Annotated in this window: 16 protein-coding genes and 2 pseudogenes; 12 read left to right on the top strand and 6 right to left on the bottom strand. The window is 41.9% G+C overall.

Features of this window, described 5'->3' with window-relative positions:
• Positions 1-2: 2 nt before the first annotated feature.
• Both P5683_RS10170 and P5683_RS10165 read right to left on the bottom strand, forming a co-directional pair.
• Positions 3-983 (bottom strand): SDR family NAD(P)-dependent oxidoreductase, encoded by a 981-nt coding sequence (locus P5683_RS10170; RefSeq protein ID WP_006624221.1) that lies wholly within the window; start codon positions 981-983, stop codon positions 3-5.
• A gap of 77 nt (positions 984-1,060) precedes the next feature.
• Entirely contained in the window at positions 1,061-1,996 is a 936-nt protein-coding gene (locus P5683_RS10165; RefSeq protein WP_315639816.1) for an NAD-dependent epimerase/dehydratase family protein, read from the bottom strand.
• A gap of 298 nt (positions 1,997-2,294) precedes the next feature.
• Here P5683_RS10165 and P5683_RS10160 point away from each other — a divergent pair, with 298 nt between their 5' ends.
• The 3 genes from P5683_RS10160 to P5683_RS10150 all read left to right on the top strand — a co-directional run bounded on the left by P5683_RS10160 (position 2,295) and on the right by P5683_RS10150 (position 5,565).
• Complete coding sequence (locus P5683_RS10160) at positions 2,295-4,286, top strand: adenylate/guanylate cyclase domain-containing protein (protein WP_315639818.1); 1,992 nt, start codon at positions 2,295-2,297, stop codon at positions 4,284-4,286.
• 83 nt (positions 4,287-4,369) lie between these two features.
• Complete coding sequence (locus P5683_RS10155; RefSeq protein WP_006624228.1) at positions 4,370-4,960, top strand: Uma2 family endonuclease; 591 nt, start codon at positions 4,370-4,372, stop codon at positions 4,958-4,960.
• Between the two features lie 8 nt (positions 4,961-4,968).
• The gene (locus P5683_RS10150; RefSeq protein ID WP_006624229.1) at positions 4,969-5,565 is read left to right on the top strand and encodes a Uma2 family endonuclease; all 597 of its coding nucleotides are present in this window, start codon (positions 4,969-4,971) and stop codon (positions 5,563-5,565) included.
• Here the strand turns inward: P5683_RS10150 and xth are convergent.
• Positions 5,562-6,353, bottom strand: a complete 792-nt coding sequence (xth, locus tag P5683_RS10145) for an exodeoxyribonuclease III (RefSeq protein WP_006624231.1) — start codon at positions 6,351-6,353, stop codon at positions 5,562-5,564. The genes P5683_RS10150 and xth overlap by 4 nt on opposite strands.
• 361 nt (positions 6,354-6,714) lie before the next feature.
• On the opposite strand from xth, the gene P5683_RS10140 reads away from it, so the two are divergent.
• Complete coding sequence (locus P5683_RS10140) at positions 6,715-7,152, top strand: hypothetical protein (protein WP_006668393.1); 438 nt, start codon at positions 6,715-6,717, stop codon at positions 7,150-7,152.
• A 21-nt stretch (positions 7,153-7,173) separates the two neighbouring features.
• Positions 7,174-9,870, top strand: coding sequence for a ParA family protein (locus P5683_RS10135; protein WP_315639820.1), 2,697 nt, complete (start codon positions 7,174-7,176; stop codon positions 9,868-9,870).
• 88 nt (positions 9,871-9,958) lie between these two features.
• Here the strand turns inward: P5683_RS10135 and P5683_RS10130 are convergent, their stop codons facing one another.
• Together P5683_RS10130 and ileS are read right to left on the bottom strand one after the other, a co-directional pair.
• Positions 9,959-10,090, bottom strand: a complete 132-nt coding sequence (locus P5683_RS10130; RefSeq protein WP_257720171.1) for a hypothetical protein — start codon at positions 10,088-10,090, stop codon at positions 9,959-9,961.
• 152 nt (positions 10,091-10,242) lie between these two features.
• Positions 10,243-13,137: an isoleucine--tRNA ligase gene (gene ileS / locus P5683_RS10125; protein ID WP_006624237.1), complete on the bottom strand. Its 2,895-nt coding sequence runs from the start codon at positions 13,135-13,137 to the stop codon at positions 10,243-10,245.
• 188 nt (positions 13,138-13,325) lie between these two features.
• On the opposite strand from ileS, the gene psb30 reads away from it, so the two are divergent.
• Entirely contained in the window at positions 13,326-13,457 is a 132-nt protein-coding gene (gene psb30, locus P5683_RS10120; RefSeq protein WP_006620174.1) for a photosystem II reaction center protein Ycf12/Psb30, read from the top strand.
• A gap of 99 nt (positions 13,458-13,556) precedes the next feature.
• Here the strand turns inward: psb30 and P5683_RS10115 are convergent, their stop codons facing one another.
• Entirely contained in the window at positions 13,557-13,961 is a 405-nt protein-coding gene (locus P5683_RS10115; RefSeq protein WP_006624239.1) for a DUF4346 domain-containing protein, read from the bottom strand.
• Between the two features lie 234 nt (positions 13,962-14,195).
• Here P5683_RS10115 and P5683_RS10110 point away from each other — a divergent pair, with 234 nt between their 5' ends.
• The 6 genes and pseudogenes from P5683_RS10110 (at position 14,196) to P5683_RS10085 (ending at position 20,328) form a co-directional block, all read left to right on the top strand.
• The gene (locus tag P5683_RS10110; RefSeq protein WP_187758270.1) at positions 14,196-16,454 is read left to right on the top strand and encodes a ribonucleoside-diphosphate reductase subunit alpha; all 2,259 of its coding nucleotides are present in this window, start codon (positions 14,196-14,198) and stop codon (positions 16,452-16,454) included.
• A gap of 150 nt (positions 16,455-16,604) precedes the next feature.
• The gene (locus P5683_RS10105) at positions 16,605-16,817 is read left to right on the top strand and encodes a hypothetical protein (RefSeq protein WP_006668400.1); all 213 of its coding nucleotides are present in this window, start codon (positions 16,605-16,607) and stop codon (positions 16,815-16,817) included.
• A 363-nt stretch (positions 16,818-17,180) separates the two neighbouring features.
• Positions 17,181-17,663, top strand: a pseudogene (locus P5683_RS10100) (ribonucleotide-diphosphate reductase subunit beta); the annotation flags it as partial.
• 318 nt (positions 17,664-17,981) lie between these two features.
• Positions 17,982-18,362 (top strand): annotated as a pseudogene (locus tag P5683_RS10095) (ribonucleotide-diphosphate reductase subunit beta); the annotation flags it as partial.
• Positions 18,363-18,587: 225 nt separating this feature from the next.
• Entirely contained in the window at positions 18,588-19,439 is an 852-nt protein-coding gene (gene map / locus P5683_RS10090; RefSeq protein WP_006624242.1) for a type I methionyl aminopeptidase, read from the top strand.
• A 148-nt stretch (positions 19,440-19,587) separates the two neighbouring features.
• Positions 19,588-20,328: a response regulator transcription factor gene (locus P5683_RS10085; protein WP_006624244.1), complete on the top strand. Its 741-nt coding sequence runs from the start codon at positions 19,588-19,590 to the stop codon at positions 20,326-20,328.
• Positions 20,329-20,594 lie beyond the last annotated feature (266 nt).

The following is a 20,594-nucleotide window of genomic DNA, read 5'->3' as shown; positions in this document are numbered from 1 at the left end:
GGTTAAATTTTCGGAGATTTTAGCATAGTTGATAATAGCACAGACCAGGGAATATTTACATTAGGAATTAATGATGCAGATTTTTGGAGTTGCGGCCATTTCATGGGTAGTAAAAAACGCAGCGATCGCAGAGAAACTGGACGATTACCATTTTCATCTACTAGATTATACTCTTGAGCGCGTTCGGCGACAATTTGCAGGCGACCACTGCGACGCATAATATTCGGATCGGCTGCTAAGGCTGCAATAACTCTCCCGGTCAAGAGGGGTGTTTCCCAATTATAGCGGTCAACAAGCGATCGGATTGCTGGATCATCTGTGGCGACATTGGAGGCTTCTATTTCCGTGGCGACCCTAGACATATGTTCTGTGTTAACAATTCCTGGCCAAACAGCAACGGAAGCGACATTATAGGGTTGGAGTTCAGTCGCAAAATCCGCCGCCAAGCGATCGCAGGCAGATTTTCCAATCCCATAAACGGCACTAAAAAGATAGGAAAATCCCCCCCAAGATGAAATAGTACAGATTAAACCTTGACGACGTTTAACCATCATTCTAGCTGCTAAAACAGCCGCCACATAATGACTGCGTAAGCCTACATTATTAACTTCATCCCAAACTTGCGGTTCGCTTTCCCAAAAGGGTTTACCCTGCATTTCTGTTAAAGTTCGCACTCCCTTATATGCGTTATTTACCAATAAATCAAGTTGTCCCTGTTGTTCCTGATCAATGCGATTAAAAAGTAATTCCACTTGTTGATCATCACCGTGATCAACCGCAATCGCGATACATTTACCCCCGGCTTTTTCGACCTCTAACCGAGTCTCTTCTAAACTGCCTCCTACAGCATCATTGGCTTGCGATAGGCTGCGACCTGTGATATAAACAGTAGCGCCAGCTTCTCCTAAACCAATGGCAATTCCTTTACCTAATCCTCTGGATGCACCTGTAACTAAGGCTACTTTACCTGCTAAGTTGGTCATGTTCGATTATTCGATGTAATGGTATAATTAAACAATTGGGGGGTAATTAATTAATAACTACCCCTTTTTGATGGGATTTACCCGGCGGCTTTGATGATTTCATCGTCCGTAGAAAAGTCTACCTTTCCGGGATTGCTATTAGCTAGATAATCGTTTTGGCAGGAATCTTTTAATCCGGAAATTAGATCATATTTGGGTTGCCAATTTAGTTGATTTATGGCTTTGTGAACATCGGCGAAGAAATGCTGAACTCGCAGGGGAAATGCTTTGCGTTTCCCGAAATCAAAGTTTTTGGGGTCATAATGAATTAATTGCAGGTCATCTGGGGACTCACCCGCAGCGATCGCACAGGCTTTGGCTAACCCATCAAAGGTGACAAAGCGATCGCCTGAGATATTATACACTTGACCAATAGCCGTTGAATTTCCTAATACTGCTACCATGGCATTAGCTAAGTCTTCCACATGACCTAATTGGGTGATGTGCATTCCATTACCGGGAATAGGAATGGGACGTTTAGCAACAATGCGATCGAAAAACCAGGACTCTAAAGGGTTATAATTTTGTGGTCCGTAGATGTAAGTTGGTCGGATTGATGTCCAAGGAATACCCACTTTTTGCAAGTAGGTTTCCGTTTCATATTTCCCTAAATGGCGACTTTTGGGATCGGTGGGGTCTCCTTCAATATGAGGCATTTGATCAGACTTGAGATAGACTCCGGCTGAACTCATATAAACAAAGTGTTTCACCTGACCATTAAATAAATCGGCTAGGGGTTGGGTATCACTTAATTGGCGACCATTATTATCAAAAATGACATCAAAGGTTTCACCGGATAGCTTTTCTTTCAATTGGTTGGCATCAGTGCGATCGCCATGAATTTGTTTAATTCCGTCTACCGGACTGGGTTTATTTCCCCGATTAAATAATACCACGTCATGACCATGGCTGACTAAAATCTTGGTGAGATAAACCCCAATAAACCTAGTGCCACCCATGATTAAAATTCGCATTTTATCCATCTCCTAATGATTAATTTTTATGGTTGATAGTAAACTGGTCGCTTGGCTAATTTCTAGCCAAAAACCATAATACCATGGAGTTATACAACTTATAACTAAAGTGGTAGGAATAGCTCCCAATGGTAACTAAATTAATCTTATATGATTCTGGGTATTGATACCAACAAGTTATACGATAGCATAATTACCCGATGACCAGACACTATCCAAAAGCCATTTTAGCAGTTTCCACAGTTTTCAAGGTATACTGACGACAGTTGAAACTCAAAGTTGTCAGGTAGTTAATTCCATGTTGGCTTTCTATCTTCGCCGTTTTCAGAGACAACTCAAGCGGATATTCAGTAACATTTCACTCCGCACTATTTTAGTAGTACCGTTTTTGCTACAAGTAGCATTAACTGTCGGTTTGGTCGGTTATTTTTCTTTTCGCAATGGCGAAGCAGCCGTGCGAGATTTAGCATTTCAACTGCGCCAGGAATTAACTGCTCGCATTGACCAGCAATTACAAGCATATATTAGAAGACCTCATCAGATTAACAAGTTAAATACCGATAGTTTTTCTCAGGGCCAAATTGATTTTTATACTGGGGATAGAATTAATGTTTTTTTGCAGCACATTAAAAACTCACCTTATCTTAATGCCGTTTATTGTGCCGAAGAAGAAACCGGAAATTTTATCGGTGTGAGTTGGAGTGATGACGGGTCATTTTTTGAGTTAATGATTAGGAATAATCAAACCAATGGAAATATGCACTTATACGGTATTGATGTCCGTGGCGATCGCCTTTATTTTCTTAGGGATGCTGGACCCTATGAGCCTCGTCAACGTCCCTGGTATCGAGCCGCACAAGCCACAGGAAAGTCCGTATGGAGTGATATTTATTTAGATTTTACCACACAATTACCCACCATTACCGCCAGTTTATCTACTTATGATCCTTGGGGAAATCGTTTTATTGGCGTGTGCGGAACTGATATTTTATTATCTGAAGAACTCCGGAGATTTTTGCAAAATTTAGGAATTGGTAAAACCGGAGAAGCCTTTATTATCGAGCGTTCTGGTTTATTAGTTTCCAGTTCCACTGATGATAGTATGACCCGGAAAATTGGCGATCATATCCAAATTCGTCAAGCTACAGAAAGTGAAAATATATTAGTCCGAGAAACCGCCAAATATTTAACCAATAAAAATTTAAACTTACACACAATCACTAAACCCAAACAATTCGATTTTAAAATCAAACGCGAACGGCAATTCGTGCAAATCTTACCATTTAGTGATGGTCATGGCTTAGACTGGTTAATTGTGTTAGTAGTTCCCGAAGATGATTTTATGGCTACTATTAATGCCAGCAAACGCACTACAATTTTAATGTGTATTTTGGCTTTAATCTTTCCTACAATTTTTAGCATTCTGATAGCTAGATGGATTAGTCTTCCTATCTCCAATTTGAGTGACGCAAGTCAGGCGATCGCTCAAGGCAAATTACAGCAAAAAGTTCATGCTAATGGTATCAAAGAACTCAGGATTTTAGCCAAGTCTTTTAACATGATGACTCAACAGGTTCAAGATGCTTTTTCCGCCTTAGAAAAACGGGTAGAGGAGCGGACGTTTGAACTCCGATATGAAAAAGATAAATCCGAAAAACTATTATTAAATATCTTGCCAAAAGCTATTGCTGATCAACTCAAGAATGAACAAAAAACCATTGCTTGCTCTATGGAAAATGTGACCATTTTATTTGCAGATATTGTCGGCTTCACTCCTTTATCTGCTCGCATTCCTCCCATTCAGTTGGTGGAATTGCTAAATCAGATGTTTTCCCGATTTGATGAATTAGCCGACAAGTATAGTTTAGAAAAAATCAAGACTATTGGTGACGCTTATATGGTAGTGGGAGGCTTACCAATTCCCCGGGATGACCATGCAGAAGCGATCGCCGATATGGCTTTAGAAATGCAGCAAATTATGGATGACTTTAAGACTTGTAAAATCTTGGGTAATATTTCAGGTTGCGAACATTTTCAAATTAGGATTGGTATTAATACTGGATCCGTAGTAGCCGGAGTAATTGGCATTAAAAAATTCTCCTATGATTTATGGGGAAATGCCGTTAACATTGCTTCCCGCATGGAATCATCAGGAAAACCTGGCTCTATTCAAGTTACAGATATCACCTATGAACGCCTAAAATATCGTTATAAATTTAAACCCAGAGGCACAATTAATGTTAAGGGGAAAGGCAATATGACCACCTATTGGCTATTAGGTAAAATTTAGACAATCGTAAACTTTTATTAATCTCAATGTTTGTCTGCATTCAAAATATGATATAATCTTAATTACTATTGGAGAGTTAGCAAATGATTGCCACACCCAATTTTGCCAATGTATCCCCAGATGATTACCTAAAACTAGAGGAGCAAAGTTCTGTCAAGCATGAATATATTGATGGGGAAGTCTACGCTATGGCGGGTGCAACTGATACCCATGTTACTATTGCTGGAAATATATTTGCCCTACTTCGCGCCCAGGTCAGAGGTTCTAGTTGTCGGGTGTATATATCAGATATGAAAGTCCGTATTCAAAAAGCCAAAAGTGAGCGTTTTTACTATCCCGATATTCTCGTAACCTGTGACCAGCGTGATAGAGATACACCCACCTATAAACAATTTCCTCAACTTATCATTGAGGTATTGTCCGACTCCACAGAAGCCTTTGATAGGGGTGATAAATTTATGGACTATCAAAGTCTTGATAGCCTACAGGAATATATATTAATTAATACCCGTCATCCTCGCTTAGAGATTTTTCGCCGTCAGGATGACAGTTGGCTATTTAATAGTTATAGTTTATCTGAGGATACAGACGACACTACTTTTCATATTGTTAGCCTGGATTTCACCGAACAAATTGCCGCCATTTACGAAGATGTTAACTTTAATAATCAATAAATATAAATATGATTGCCACACCCAATTTTGTCAATTTATCCCCAGATGATTACCTAAAACTAGAAGCCCAAAGTTCTGTCAAGCATGAATATATTGATGGAGAAGTCTACGCTATGGCGGGTGCAACTGATACCCATGTTACGATCGCTTTAAATATGGCGATCGCACTTCGTAATCATCTCAGAGGCTCTAGTTGTCGGGTGTATATATCAGATATGAAAGTCCGTATTCAAAAAGCCAAAAGTGAGCGTTTTTACTATCCCGATATTCTCGTAACCTGTGACCAGCGTGATAGAGATACACCCACCTATAAACAATTTCCTCAACTTATCATTGAGGTATTGTCCGACTCCACAGAAGCCTTTGATAGGGGTGATAAATTTATGGACTATCAAAGTCTTGATAGCCTACAGGAATATATATTAATTAATACCCGTCATCCTCGCTTAGAGATTTTTCGCCGTCAGGATGACAGTTGGCTATTTAATAGTTATAGTTTATCTGAGGATACAGACGACACTACTTTTCATATTGTTAGCCTGGATTTCACCGAACAAATTGCCGCCATTTACGAAGATGTTAACTTTAACTTACCCGAAAACTAAGTTCCGATTTCTAAAATAACGGGTGCATGATCACTCGGTTTTGGTTGGGTTCTGGGTTCAGTGTCAATGTAACAAGCGATCGCATTTTGATAGAGTCCAGGACTTAGATAATGGTGATCAATTCTCCAGCCTCGGTTGCGGGTAAATGAGGCGGCGCGGTAGTCCCACCAGGTAAAATGTCCGCCGTCTTGGGTAAACTTACGAAAGCCGTCTGCTAAACCCAAATTAGCGATCGCATCTAAGGCTTGACGTTCCGCCGCCGATGCCATAATATGATTTTCCCGGTTTTGAGGATTATAAATATCCCGATCTTCTGGCGCAATATTAAAATCACCACAAATACACAGATGAGGATATTTGATTAACATCTGTTGTAGATAATCCCCTAATCGGTTTAACCACTGTAACTTATACTCATATTTATCACTTCCCACACTCGACCCATTCGGGATATAAACATTGACAATACAGATATCATCAATCACCCCAGCAATTACCCGTTTTTGGTCGTCCAATTCCCCCACCTGGTCAGCACCCAAAATCGGAGTAAATCCCATAATTACAGACTCGATATTTAGGCGACTAAAAATTGCCACCCCATTATAGGCTTTTTGACCATAAATATAGACATGATAGCCCAATTCTTCAAAAGGCGATCGCGGAAAATCTTGATCAATAACCTTAGTTTCCTGTAGGCACAAAACATCAATATCCTGACCTTGTAACCAGCTCAAAACTTGGTCTTGTCGAGTCCGAATTGAATTCACATTCCAGGTAGCAATTTTCATATTTAGTCGGGGAAGAAAACATGATTTTTAATTATACCAAAACTCATGTAAACTTACAAATAAGCCAGCACAGTTAAATTGGCGACTCCCTTTTGATATTTAATGACCCATACAGGGGCGATCGCGGGGCTGTTGTTGCAATTGGTGCAAGACCTCAGTAATTTAAGAGAGATCCTCTCTACCCGCGTCTTTCTTTCGCCCCTGCCGTAGACTCAAAGCCGCTTGCCGCAGGGTGAACCCCTTCCCGCAGGTTAGCCAATTCTACAGACTCAGGCCAAAATGACAGATTACTTAATGAGAAAAGCTATAACCATACAAGATATATGCTAGATATACCATTGTAACCAAGCATCCAGCCAACATGGAAGATTACCAAGCCGCCTTTTTAGAACGTCATAAGGATACTGAAATACTTTGTTCATCTAATTTCAACAGAAAAGTAGCCGCAATGCATTTTGGTGGCATTACCATAGAATGTCTGCTAAAATCGATGATATTCGCTTCATTACCCAAAGGTGCAAGCCGAGAATGGAAAACCGACTCTAACGATCCTGGTCATACAATTACTAATCCACAACATCGTTTACACGACGCATTAAAGCGGCATAATCGGCTGTACAGCCGGATTCAAAAATTTCCCCAGGTAATGAGGTGGCTGGCTACAGTTGAAACCCCAAATCAACATTTTATAGAGATGCGTTATTATGGGAATGAGCCTAATGACAAAGACTATAAGGATTGGCTGTCTTCATATAAGAGTCTTCTAAATTGGCTACAAAAGCAAGCAACTCAACTTTGACTCAACTTTAAAGAGGTAGATATGGAAGAAACCTGGCAACTATTACTGAAACGGCAGATTACGGACAGCTATGTGCAAAGTTCGCAAGAATGGACTGACATTAATATTTCAACTTCTGGACTTCTGAATTTGACGATTGTCAGTAATAAATTTACAGGCTTATCGATGTCGCAGCGAAAGGAGCAATTGCAGAGCATCCTGAGTCAATTTCAGATTAATATATCCCCAGGTTTTATTTCTTTATATGCAGTAGAAGAAGCACGATCCCTGAATTTGTCAGCCCCACCACTTGTAAAGGGAAGTTCCATAAATACTTGGCAAGATTTAGCATTGTGGGCTGCAAATCCACAAAATCAATCCCCATATCCTCAACCTCAACCCCGCATTCCTCGCACAGTCACATTTTATTCCTTTAAGGGGGGAGTCGGTCGAACAACTGCATTAACCCATGTGGCTTGGATTTTGGCTATGCGCGGTCGTAAAGTTGTAGCTGTTGACTTAGATTTAGAAGCGCCCGGTTTAAGTACAGCTTTTAGCTTAAACCCACTCCCTCAATTCGGTATTGTGGATTATTTTTATGAGCGTTCTTATTTGCCTGAAGGGTTAGAACCTAATATTTTAATCACCAAGATATTTGGCGAAGTGACAATACCTGATGCTACAGGAAGACTCTTTATTGTTCCGGCGGGATCTTTAAGTCTTGATTATATTTCTAAAGTTGATGATCTCAGAGCCACTATGATTCTTGATAATGGTGAAACCCTCTGGTCTATGTTTAGTCGTGAAATTCAAGAACAGCTAAAACCAGACGTTATCTTAGTGGATTCTCGCACCGGAATCAATGAATGGGGGGCTTTATCTTTACTACAAGCGGCTGATGAAGCTATTATATTTTTGTTTCCCAATGAGCAAAATCGGCAAGGGATCGATCTTCTCCTCAAATCACTTAATTCTTTTGGCAAGCTGTCAATGAATTTTGTCTTCTCACCCGTTCCCGATATCAGCGATATGGGAATGGCTAAAGTGACAAAGCTTTGGGGGATTTTGCGTCAAGTCATTGAGCAGGAAATCGCTCAAGATGAATTGAGTGAAAATGGGTATGACTCAGATGATACTCAATCGGAAATAGCAGAACCATTGGTAGTTCCTTATCTGCCACCAATTGCTCTGGCTGAGGATTATCCTGTAACCGGATTATTAGATTACTACAACCGAATTGCTAACTTAATCGATGAAGATACTAATCAACTTCGCTTAGGAGAAATATTGCCCGGTAAAGATACTTCTGAACGCTGGAAAATTATCGAAAGCCTCCAATTTCCTGCCTTAAATGCTGCCGATCCAAAATCTAACCTGATTGAACTGTTTCAAAGAACTGCTAATTTTGATAAGTTCTTAGATGAAACAACTTGTCTGATCCGAGGTCGCAAAGGAACTGGAAAAACAGCACTTTACTTACTTCTATTAAAACATGAATCAAAGGCTAAACAGTTAGCTCGCGGTCGATTAGATGCCGTAAGTTTTTTATCTGGCCATGGTGGATTTGAAAACAGTCGCCCCACCCGCAATGAATTTCAAATTATTCATAATAATTTAACCGATAGGAATGGGAATTGGGAAGCTTTATGGCGATCGTACTTAATCCTGCGATTATTTCAATCCAACAAGTTGAGACTACCAGAAAAAGGAAATCAGAAATCTAAATTTGAAACGTTACGCGAAATTTTAAAAAGACTATCGAAAGAAAACTGGCAGATTGAACATACTCAAGCATTAATTCAATTATCAACGGATTCAAATTTAAGACTTCTTTTGTCAGATGCCTTGGATATTCTGAATGAACAGCAACGGCATAAAAATCAAACAATTTGGCTTTTATATGACGATTTAGATGAAGACTTCCCAGAAACAGATGGAGTTAGACAAGACGCTTTAACTGGTTTATTCCAACTGATTCAGGCTTGCGATGCGCGTCGATTAACGTCTATTCGATTTAAAGTTTTTCTGCGAGAAGATATATGGAACCGTTTAAACTTTGACAATAAAAGTCACTTTAATGGACGCGATCTATTCCTGCGGTGGACAAGGATAGATTTTTTGCGATTAGCCCTTCGTCAAGCTATGCAATCACGAGATTTTAAAGATTTAGTCGATCGCATTGCACCTGTGGAAAATATTGATAATGCTAGTGAAGACAACTTAAATCTTGCCCTCGATTTATTGTGGGGAATTCGTCGTCGAACTGGCAACAAAGCTAAATATGTTTATCGATGGGTTTACGAACGTTTATCGGACTTAAATGGCACTGCCTTTCCCCGCAGTTTAAGTGCTTTACTTCAAGGAGCAAGAGAGCAGGAGTTAACTTATAAAGGGCAAACATCAGTTAAGTCTCCAACTGACGATCGCTTACTTCGCGGAAAATCTCTGGAGATTGGTTTAGAAAAGGCATCAGAGGAACGTTGTGATGCCATTAAACAGGAATATCCCGATCTATGTAAATTTTTTGATTCATTAGAAGGTGTTCCTGCTTTACCTTCCCGAGAACAACTGGAACAAATATGGCAGAATAACGCACTAGAAATATATTCTCAATTTGATGAATTTGCCAATTTTTTAAGCGAAATTGGGCTGGCGAAATGGCGGGAAAAAGAACAACGTTATGGATTTGCTGATATTTATGTCTATGGTTTCAGGATGAGTCGGACAGGTACAAAGTAGCAAGCCAATTAACCTTATACATCAATTTATAGTTATAGCGGAGAGAAGTTATCTTCTCTCCTGTTTCATTGAGGTGATAATTGGGCGGTTAAAATTCACTGGACTGGGCAGTAATAAGCGCGATCGCTGTTCGTGGGATATTCCAATCATAGACCAAAGGATCGGGAGTAGTTAGAAGTGCGATCGCCTCTATCTCAGCTTGGGTTAATTTGGGTTTCATAGCAATTTGACTCCTTCTAACTGACCCAGTTTAGCATCAAAAGAGGCTGTTTATTTGCATCCAGCGAGTTGATTGATTTAGCTAATTAATCGGCGATCGCTCGCTCCATTTCTTCTCAAGAAACCGGGTTGGGAGAAACCCGGTGTCTGTGGTTAAAACTCTCCGGCTAAAGCCGAAACACAACGTTCGCAGATGGTGGGATGTTCTGAAGACTCACCGACATGGACAGAGTAATTCCAACAGCGATCGCATTTTTCGCCCTCAGCATTCACCACAGCGATCGCCATCAATTCCGACTCACTTTTATACTGCAAATCTGCCAGTTTATCTGGATTTTCCAGTAACTCAACCTGAGAACAAATCAACAGATATCGCAAAGCATCAACGCCGTTATTCTGCTTAAATTCCGCCGGATTTGGATTCATTGCCGCTAACTGTTGACGCAATTTTTCATCTGCCACATATAGCAAGATTTTAGCATCCAGAGAAGAACCCACCATTTTATCTTTGCGCGCCTGTTCCATCACCTGATTAACCTCGGCGCGAATCTCCCGTAATTTCACCCAAAACTCTGCTAATTCAGGCTTTTTCCAGGCTTCATCTAACCGAACCCAACCAGATTCAAATACTGATAAATATGGCGTAGAATATGGTATATTTTGCCAGATATCCTCTGCCGTATGACAAAGGACAGGCGCGATCGCTTTCGCCAAATTTTCTAGGGCGATCGCCAAAACAGTCTGACAACTGCGCCGCCGGAAACCATTTTCCGCGCTAATATATAGTCGGTCTTTCGCAATATCCAAATAGAAATTGGATAAATCGACCACACAGAAATTTTGCACTACCTGAAAGAATCGGAAAAACTGGTAAGTTTCAAAAGCGTCTGTCACCTCCGCAAACACTTCCGTCATGCGGTGCAACATATACCGATCTAACTCCGGTAAATCCTCATAAGCGATCGCATCTTTTGCTGGGTCAAAATCATGCAAATTCCCCAACAAAAACCGCGCCGTATTTCTAATTTTGCGGTAAACATCCGACATCTGTTTCAGGATATTTTTACCCAAAGGTACATCCGCCGAATAATCCACCGAAGACACCCACAAACGCAGGATATCCGCACCATAAGCGGGGTCTTGTTGTTGATTTTTGCCCCCATTAATAACCACAGCCGGGTCTACCACATTTCCCAGGGATTTACTCATTTTATATCCCTTTTCATCCAGCACAAAACCATGAGTTAGCACAGTTTTATAAGGTGCAATCCCATGATTAGCCACACTGGTTAATAAACTAGACTGAAACCAACCCCGATGTTGATCAGAACCTTCCAAATAAATATCAGCCGGATAAGCCAATTCTGGGCGCTGTTTAGCCACCGCCGCCCAAGAGGAACCCGAATCAAACCAGACATCCATAGTATCGGTTCCCTTGCGGTATTTCTTGCCATTATTAACGTAAGATTCCGGCAGTAATTCCTCAACCGAAAGTTTCCACCAAGCATCAGTACCGTGTTGAGCAATAATATCTTTTACATGGTTAATCGTTTCCTCATTTAGCAGAGGTTCCCCCGTTTCTTCCTCATAAAAAACTGGAATGGGAACCCCCCAACTGCGCTGACGAGAAATACACCAATCACTGCGATCGCTTACCATTGGCGTAATCCTATTTTCTCCCTGGGAGGGAATCCACTGCACCTGTTTAATAGCTTCTAAAGCCTGTTCACGGAAACCTTCCACCGATGCAAACCATTGTTCTGTCGCCCTAAAAATTGTCGGTTTTTTCGTCCGCCAATCATAGGGATATTTATGTTGATAGGGTTCCTCTTTAATCAAAGAACCCGCCTCTTGTAACGCTTCAATAATCGCGCCATTAGCATCTTTGAGAACATTTAAACCCGCGAACTCTCCCGCCTCCTCCGTAAAATCACCATTTTCATCTACTGGCGAAAGTATAGGTAAACCATAACGCTGACCTACGATATAATCTTCCTGACCGTGACCGGGTGCTGTATGAACCAAACCCGTCCCCGATTCAGTAGTCACATAATCACCACCAATTAAAATCGGACTTTCACGGTCAAATAGAGGATGTTTATAGGTGCAATTTTCTAGCAGTGCGCCTTTCACCGTAGCTTTCACAGTTAAATTAGTGTGAAAAGTAGCTGATAACCTTTCCACCAATTCCGCAGCCACCAACAGATACTTAAACTCAATAGGACTTTCTGAATCCCCTTGAGTTTCTACCACCGCATAGGTTAATTCTGGATTCAGAGCAACTGCCAAATTTCCCGGAATCGTCCAAGGCGTAGTCGTCCAGATTGCTACTCCTAAATCCGGTAAATATGGACTCAGTAACTCTCGCACCGATTCCGCTAAACTCGTAATTCTGAAAGCCGCATAAATACTGCGGGAAGTGTGACCTTCGGGATATTCTAATTCTGCTTCCGCCAGGGCTGTTTTGGAACTCGGACTCCAATGGACTGGTTTTAGACCCCGATAAATGTATCCCTTGAGAACCATAACACCGAATACAGCAATTTGAGCCGCTTCGTATTCCGGAGTTAGGGTTAAATAGGGGTTTTCCCAGTCTCCCCACACCCCATAACGTTGAAATTGGGTTTTTTGTTCTTCAACGGTTTTCAGGGCAAAATCTCGCGCTTTCTCACGCAAAGTTAGCGGGGTGAGTTGTTCCCTTTCTGACTGCTTCATCTGTTGCAGCACTTTCAATTCAATCGGGAGTCCGTGACAGTCCCAACCCGGCACATAGCGGACTTTTTGCCCCTGTAGGGTTTGGTAGCGGTTAATAATATCTTTGAGAATCTTATTCAGGGCGTGGCCTATGTGTAGCTGTCCATTGGCATAAGGCGGGCCATCATGAATTATAAACCGATCGCCCGGATTGTTTTCACAGAGGCGATCGTATATCTGGTTATCCGCCCAAAATTTTTGTAATTCTGGTTCCCGTTTGACGGCATTAGCCCGCATATCAAACTTGGTTTTGGGCAGGTTAACCGTGTCTTTGTAGGCGTTTTTTTCGGTCACGGCAGTATACTGAACGATTCTCTTGGGTTAGCAGTTTTCAGATATTTTAACTCTTTTGGGGACAGCTTGCCACAAATTCACCATCGCGCTTGTTGAGTTTTGTAACGTTCCTTAAAATAATTGGGCGATCGCCTGATATGATTAGACCTTGGTTTATATCATCGCTTTGGGAAGTTTTGGGAGGAACAATGGACTTTATTACCAACTTGTTCAGCAATGTCAATTTTGAACTGATCGCCCAGTTACTAATGCTATCACTGATTGTGATTGCTGGCCCGGTGGTGATCGTATTGTTGGCGTTTCGTGGGGGCGACCTGTAGCATCAGACCCCCAAAATCTCTGAATCCAACGGAGGCGGGTGGGTTTTACCTAGCCTCCCGTTTTCCTGTCCCTACCAGCAGACCTACATCGACTAGAATTTAGTCCTGGATGTAATCCTGTCCATTCACTAAAGCCATTTCCGCCCGGACGAACTCCCGCCCCAGGTATAGGGCATGATCAAAACAAGTCAGCGGACAGGTACTTGCTTCTTCTGTGATTTTAATACCTAATTCTTTCGCCGTTCTTCCCCGGTAAATACCAATCGGAGTCCGCTTGAGTTCCCCTTTACACGGGAAAGGTTCCCCCGTGTCTGGATCCACAGCTAGACCCTGTTCGTTGATATCGTTGCTATAATGTTCCGCGCAAATTAAGCCCTTGTCCCGGTCAATATAAATGATAAAATAGCCCCCCGGATCGAGTTGAATAAAACGCTGGGAGAGCTTGTCATCTAAGGCTATGCGTTCTTCTGGAGATAGGTTGGTGTTCGTTGATAGAGTAGACACAAAAGTTAAAAATGCGATCGCTACAATACAGTCTACTTATTACTTTACAATATCTCGATTATTTAACAGAGGATTGTATCAATTTATACAGAAACCCCCAACTGTTAAAAATTATTAATTGGGCCATTTAGCACTAGATATAGCGTAAAACGAGAAATTTGTCAATACCTGTCACTAAATATATATATAGAGTAAATTAGTAAAGCTGATTCAAATTCCAGACAGAAACAGACCATGCAAACCCTATCAACCACAACTGATACCCCCTTCAATCGCCAAATTCAGGTAATCCGGCGGGATGGATCATTAACTCTTTTGGATGTGTCCAGAATTCGCGCAGTCGTCAACTGGGCTTGTGAAGGCTTAGATGCTAACCCCATTACTTTGGAAGCTGGACTGACCACTCGCCTGAAAAATGGAGTCACCACCAGGGAAATTCAGGATAACTTAATAGGTTGTGCCTTAGAGTTGTGTAGCCCCTCAGACCCAGACTGGCGGTATGTAGCCGGGAGGCTGCATATTTGGAACTTGTGGAAAGATACCCTAGTTAGCCGTGGCTACCAATATGAGGATTATTGCCAAACCGTTACTAGCAAAGTGAAATCTGGTCAGTATGACGCGCGCTTATTAAAATATACCCCCGACCAGTTGAGAGAAGCGGGAAGCTGGATTAACCCCCAATGGGATAAAGATTATGATTATGCGGGGGCGGTTTTACTAACTAAACGTTATTTATTACCCGAGGAATTACCCCAAGAAGCCTTATTATCTTGTGCCTTATTATTAGCCGTAGTCGAAGCCCCAGAAAAACGAATGTTTTGGGCGCAGAAATTCTATCAAGCGATCGCCCTGCGTCAGATTTCTTTAGCCACCCCGATTTTAGCTAATTTGCGGATTCCTAACGGGTCTTTGAGTTCCTGTTTTATTATCGGTATGGATGATAATTTAGAGAACATATTTGACACCATTAAAGACGCTGCCCGGATTTCCAAAAATGGCGGCGGTGTTGGCGTAAATGTCAGCCGCATTAGGGCAACAGGTAGCTGGGTAATGGGTAAGCCTAACGCATCCGGTGGCGTGATTCCCTGGATTAAACTGTTAAATGATACCGCCATTGCTGTCAATCAGGGAGGCCGTCGCGCTGGCGCAATTACCGTCAGTTTAGATGTGTGGCATTTAGACATTCTCGAATTTTTGGAGATGCAAACCGAGAATGGAGACCAGCGCCGGAAGGCTTATGATATTTTCCCTCAATTAGTCATTTCTGATGAGTTCATGCGCCGGGTGCGTAACTGCGAAAACTGGACTCTGATAGACCCCTACGAAGTCCGGGTAAAATTGGGCATAGAATTATCAGAATTATGGGGTGAAGAATTTGAGTCAGCTTATCAAAAAATAGAAGCGTCTTTAGACTATGAATTAAAACTATATAAGCGGATAAATGCTAGGGAACTGTTTAAAAACATTATGCGATCGCAAGTAGAAACCGGGATGCCTTATCTGTGGTTTAAAGATACTAGCAACGCCGCCAATCCTAACCAACACGAAGGATATATTCCTGGGGGTAACTTGTGCCAAGAATCTTGGTCTAACGTCAAACCAGGGGAACTCGCCCATACCTGCAACTTAAATAGTCTAAATCTCTCTAATTTAGATTGGCAAGACCTACCCAATATTTGCGAAATAGCCGTCCGCATTTTAGACAACACCATCGAAATTACTCACCCACCATTTCAAGCCAGTATTGACCATAATCAACGTTATCGCACCATTGGCGTGGGTGTCATGGGGTTAGCGGATTGGTTAGCCAAACGGCGTTTTTCCTATAGCCATTTACAGGAAATTAGCAACCTGTTTGAAGATATCGGATTTTACTGCACTAAAACCTCAATGGAACTCTCCAAAGAAAGGGGGGCTTATCCGGCATTTGCTGGAAGTTCCTGGAGTCAAGGTAAGTTAATTGGTGCTAAACCAGTCGATTGGTTTTTAACCCACGCCGACGATAAACAAAGGTGGAAAGAATTAAGCGAAGATATCCAAAAATATGGGATTAGGAACTCTCATATAACCGCCATTGCTCCCAACACATCATCATCCTTAGTCCAAGGTTGTACCGCCAGCGTATTACCCTGTTATAGTCGTTTCTTCTATGACAAATGGGCTAAAGGAACCGTCCCCATTGCGCCTCCCTTTATTAAAGACAACTTCTGGTTTTACCCAGAGAATAAAACCCTAGACCAGCAAATTGTTGTCAAAGCCGTAGCTGCCATGCAGCAATGGATTGATACAGGAATATCAATGGAGTTGATGTTTAACCTCAATCAAGGCGTATATTTCCCCGAGGAACCCGCGCGCAGCCTTAAAGCTAAAGATATCTTTGACACCCTGATGGCTGCTTGGGAACAGGGGTGCAAAGCCATCTATTATGTGAGGACAGTTCAGCGGGACAGCTTTCAAGAATCCGACGATGCCTGCACAGCTTGTGCAAATTAGCTATAATATCCGTTACCACTAAACTTCTGGTCGGGGGCATCCTAAATTCTCCCGATTAGTTTAGTGTTGTTGATGAAAATCAGCCGCTGATAAATACAACTTTTCAGCATTGATGAACATCAACAAAAACTCCCGTTTTGGATGGAAAAAATGACGCTTGTACTAAACTTTAACGGTCACAACAATAAGCAAATCAACAAAATGCCCCTCAATCCCATCTTTAATCCTGATGGTAACGATGATGTGGCTCACCGTTCAATGTGGTTTGGCGAGACTACCAACCTAATGCAACTCAATGATGTTCGCTATTCTTGGGCAGTCGGTTTATACAAGCAAATGCGCGAAAATTTCTGGGTTAATTAGGTAGCCCAGATTAAACCCCTTGAAAACGGGGGAACTCTGGAGTTGCATGGTTCGCCAAAACTGGGGATAACCGACAAGGAACCTTACCAAGTTGATGTTAAACAAAGAAAAGGTTTTTTTGCGCTAATGGCGATCGCATATAGCACTACAGACAATCCCGTGCCCAGCTCACAGATACTGAGAAGGTGTAGAGACTATCCAGGTTATGGAGTAGGCAGTAAGCGGTTGACTGTCGAAGCGGGGGGCTCTTTTGTTTCACAAGAGATGATGATATAGTCCGATCTATGTGGTGACACATAGCAGCTTGAATAAAGCGGGCAACACCTAGCGACTGTTGTTGAACATCAATGACCTGAAAAATTAGACATCACCCAGGATGTTGTCGATTACACTAATTTAACCCCTGATGAACGGACGGCATTTGATGGAATTCTATCTTATTTAACTTTCTTGGATTCCATTCAAACCTGCAACATTCCGTATCTGAAAAATAGTGTAACTGCCCCAGAAGTCAGCCTCTGTATGGCCGAACAAATCTCTCAAGAAGGAATGCACAATCAGAGTTATCAATACATGATTGAAACTATCATTCCTTCGGAACGGAGAAACTACGTTTATGACTTTTGGCGCACCGATAAAGTTTTACGCGATCGATGTGAGTTTATCGCCGGACTTTATCAAGAATATGTTGATGATCCCACCCCGGAAAATTACTTTGTCTCATTGATGGCAGATTACTTGTTAGAAGGAATGTACTTTTATAATGGGTTCATTTTCTTCTACAATTTGGCATCGCGAATGTTAATGCCTGGAAGTGCCGATATTTTCAAGATGATTAACCGTTAATGTTAGCGGCTATTGTCAGTAATGATAATAGAAAACCCCTTGAATTCAGGGGAAGTCTCATTGAGATAATCCTGAGCGAAACCTATGCTAATTAGCAGAATGTTCAAACTATGTCAGAGTTAAAATCTGGTAACTGTTATGAACAAGGGACGTGCAAAGACCATCCAGAAATGGAGTAGAGTCAAGCGACTCGAAGCGGGGGGAATCCTTCTTACATAAGCTAAGGATTGTGATATGGTCTGTTCTATTCGGCGACGGGTAGCTGCTTAAATCAAGCGGGTAGGGAATAGCGACCCCTACTGAACATTAAAGGACGAACTTTCTCATGTGCGGTTATTCCAGAAAATTATCCCGGAAGCTATGGCAATTTTTCCCCATTCCCAAGACCGGATTTATGAAATGTTCGATGCGGCTGTTCAACATGAATGCCGCTGGACCAATCATATTGTTGGTAACAACATTTTGGGAATTACTGAACACAGTACAGAACAGTACACTAAATATCTCGCTAATATCCGACTGCGTTCTATTGGTTTAGAATCCCTCTATAGTGACCCCAAATACCAAAAGAGTCCCTATACTCATTTAGAGCGTTTCTCGGATACTAAAAAAGAAGCTCACACTAAGGCGAACTTCTTTGAAGCCAGTGTTACCAGTTATGTGATGTCTTCTGGGGTGAGTGGCTGGGATGAAATTTGAGGATTACCCACCACTAAACTGTTAGCAACGCAACCAAGACAGGAAGAGACTATCACAAACCTTCTTCCTGTTTTGATTTCTACGGTCAGCCTCTGACGCGGAATTGCTACCATGAGTAATAATACTGAATGTTTCAGACCCATATAACCCAGACATTCCTCAACAGGTGTTCTACAATAAGATATTGCACCCCTGTAAAATTCCATTGATCCAATCTTCGAGATAATGAGAAAACTGTTTAGCGATTTAATTTCCAAACCAGCACCCCCAGCCCAACCCCAACCCCAACCCCCCCAAATTAAAAAACGCCGTGGCGGTATCAGCATTAAAACCCCCGAACAAATCGAAATCATGCGAGAGTCGGGTAGAATAGTCGCGACAGTCCTCAAAGAGATCTCACAACAGATCAAACCTGGTATGACTACCGCAGAAATCGATGCCTACGCTGAAAGGCGGATTAGGGAATTAGGCGCTGTTCCTAGCTTTAAAGGCTATCACGGCTTCCCGGCTAGTATTTGCATCTGCATTAATAACGAAGTAGTCCACGGTATCCCCCGTAAAAATAAGGTGATCCGTAACTCAGATGTGGTAAAAGTCGATACAGGAGCCTACTACCAGGGTTTTCATGGAGACTCCTGCATCACTATTGCTATTGGTGAAGTGACACCATCAGCTAGTAAACTGATTAGAGTGGCTGAAGAATGTCTGTATAAAGGCATTGAACAAGTCAAAGCTGGAGCCTACTTGCTAGACATCGCTGGAGCTATTCAAGACCACGCAGAAGCTAATAACTTTCAGATTGTCCAAGAGTTTACAGGTCATGGGGTAGGAGAAAACCTGCACGAGGAACCTTCGGTGTTTAATGTCCGCACCTATGATTTACCTAATGTCAAGCTCAAAGCAGGTATGACCCTAGCCATTGAACCTATTTTAAACGCTGGCTCTCGATTTACCCGTATCCTTAGCGATCGCTGGACGGCAGTTACGGTTGATAACGCCTTATCTGCCCAATTTGAGCATACTGTATTAGTGACTGAAAACGGCTACGAAATTTTAACCGATCGCCATCAAGTCTAAACAGATACCCCACCAGCCAAAACAGGTAAATTTTCCTCAACCCTACTAAATACCCCCTCCCTTGGGTCTAGGGTTGAGGAGAGATCCACTTTCCCCGGCTTCGGCTGATAAGTCATCAAACCTGTTAACTTTTATCAACTTTATAAAAATGTCAAATCAAATCCCAGAAAATGAGCCACAAGGGGAAGAAATACCCCCAGTATCTCCTCGACTTTTATTAGTAGATGATGAACCGGGATTAAGGGAAGCTGTCCAAGCCTATTTAGAGGACAGTAACTTTATTGTAGATGTCGCGGAGAATGCTAAACTGGGCTGGGAATTACTACAGCAAAATCTACCAGATTTGGTAATTACTGATATTATGATGCCGGAAGTTGACGGCTATCAATTCCTCGAACAAATGCGGTCAGAACCCAAATTTAAAGCACTTCCTGTGGTGTTTTTAACTGCTAAAGGTATGAAAGGCGATCGCATTCAAGGTTATCAAGCCGGTTGTGATGCCTATTTATCTAAACCCTTTGACCCAGAAGAACTGGTAGCCATTGTTAAAAACCTGTTAGAACGTCGAGCCGCCACCCGCCAGGAAGCCGAAGAAGGCACCCCAGATATTACCGCCTTAGCTGGACAAATTGCCCGCATTGAAAATATGCTCAAGGGTAAAACTGGCATCAATTTGAGTCCTTCCCCCATTAAAATTGACCTAACACCCAGAGAACAAAGTGTTTTAGATTTAGTCGCTCAAGGACTAATGAATAAAGAAATAGCCAGCCGTTTAGAAACCAGTGTCCGCAATGTCGAAAAATATGTGAGTCGGTTATTTACTAAAACTGGAACTAATAGCCGCACTGAATTAGTCCGTTATGCTCTCGAACACGGTTTAACCAAGTGAAAATACTTGGGTATTTGTTAAGATTTATTGAGAATCATCATGAAATCTCCATTTTTTTGTTAGCATTCAGTCAGAGAGCATGATTTAATCTCAAATTAGGTTAACATTTTACGGCAATACAGTATAATACCAAGTATGGGTGCGAGACCTTCGGGTATGAAATAGAGCTGAAATGGGCGAAATAACTACCCGGTGAGGACTTCAACCCCTTGGTTGATTGGGTCGCATCCCTGGCCATCCCATAACACAGCCTGATTTTTGGGCCC

The sequence above is a fragment of the Limnospira sp. PMC 1279.21 genome, from assembly GCF_032349615.1.
Lineage (GTDB): Bacteria > Cyanobacteriota > Cyanobacteriia > Cyanobacteriales > Microcoleaceae > Limnospira > Limnospira fusiformis.
This window is presented reverse-complemented; position numbering and strand designations above follow the sequence as displayed.

What these genes read in the sequence shown, in the direction of transcription:
- P5683_RS10105 (WP_006668400.1), top strand. Translation starts at nt 16,605, where the DNA reads ATGACGCTTGTACTAAACTTTAACGGTCACAACAATAAGCAAATCAAC.
- P5683_RS10160 (WP_315639818.1), top strand. Translation starts at nt 2,295, where the DNA reads ATGTTGGCTTTCTATCTTCGCCGTTTTCAGAGACAACTCAAGCGGATA.
- P5683_RS10130 (WP_257720171.1), bottom strand. Translation starts at nt 10,090, where the DNA reads ATGAAACCCAAATTAACCCAAGCTGAGATAGAGGCGATCGCACTTCTA.
- xth (WP_006624231.1), bottom strand. Translation starts at nt 6,353, where the DNA reads ATGAAAATTGCTACCTGGAATGTGAATTCAATTCGGACTCGACAAGAC.
- P5683_RS10085 (WP_006624244.1), top strand. Translation starts at nt 19,588, where the DNA reads ATGTCAAATCAAATCCCAGAAAATGAGCCACAAGGGGAAGAAATACCC.
- P5683_RS10170 (WP_006624221.1), bottom strand. Translation starts at nt 983, where the DNA reads ATGACCAACTTAGCAGGTAAAGTAGCCTTAGTTACAGGTGCATCCAGA.
- P5683_RS10110 (WP_187758270.1), top strand. Translation starts at nt 14,196, where the DNA reads ATGCAAACCCTATCAACCACAACTGATACCCCCTTCAATCGCCAAATT.
- P5683_RS10165 (WP_315639816.1), bottom strand. Translation starts at nt 1,996, where the DNA reads ATGCGAATTTTAATCATGGGTGGCACTAGGTTTATTGGGGTTTATCTC.
- P5683_RS10140 (WP_006668393.1), top strand. Translation starts at nt 6,715, where the DNA reads ATGGAAGATTACCAAGCCGCCTTTTTAGAACGTCATAAGGATACTGAA.
- map (WP_006624242.1), top strand. Translation starts at nt 18,588, where the DNA reads ATGAGAAAACTGTTTAGCGATTTAATTTCCAAACCAGCACCCCCAGCC.
- P5683_RS10155 (WP_006624228.1), top strand. Translation starts at nt 4,370, where the DNA reads ATGATTGCCACACCCAATTTTGCCAATGTATCCCCAGATGATTACCTA.
- psb30 (WP_006620174.1), top strand. Translation starts at nt 13,326, where the DNA reads ATGGACTTTATTACCAACTTGTTCAGCAATGTCAATTTTGAACTGATC.
- P5683_RS10135 (WP_315639820.1), top strand. Translation starts at nt 7,174, where the DNA reads ATGGAAGAAACCTGGCAACTATTACTGAAACGGCAGATTACGGACAGC.
- P5683_RS10150 (WP_006624229.1), top strand. Translation starts at nt 4,969, where the DNA reads ATGATTGCCACACCCAATTTTGTCAATTTATCCCCAGATGATTACCTA.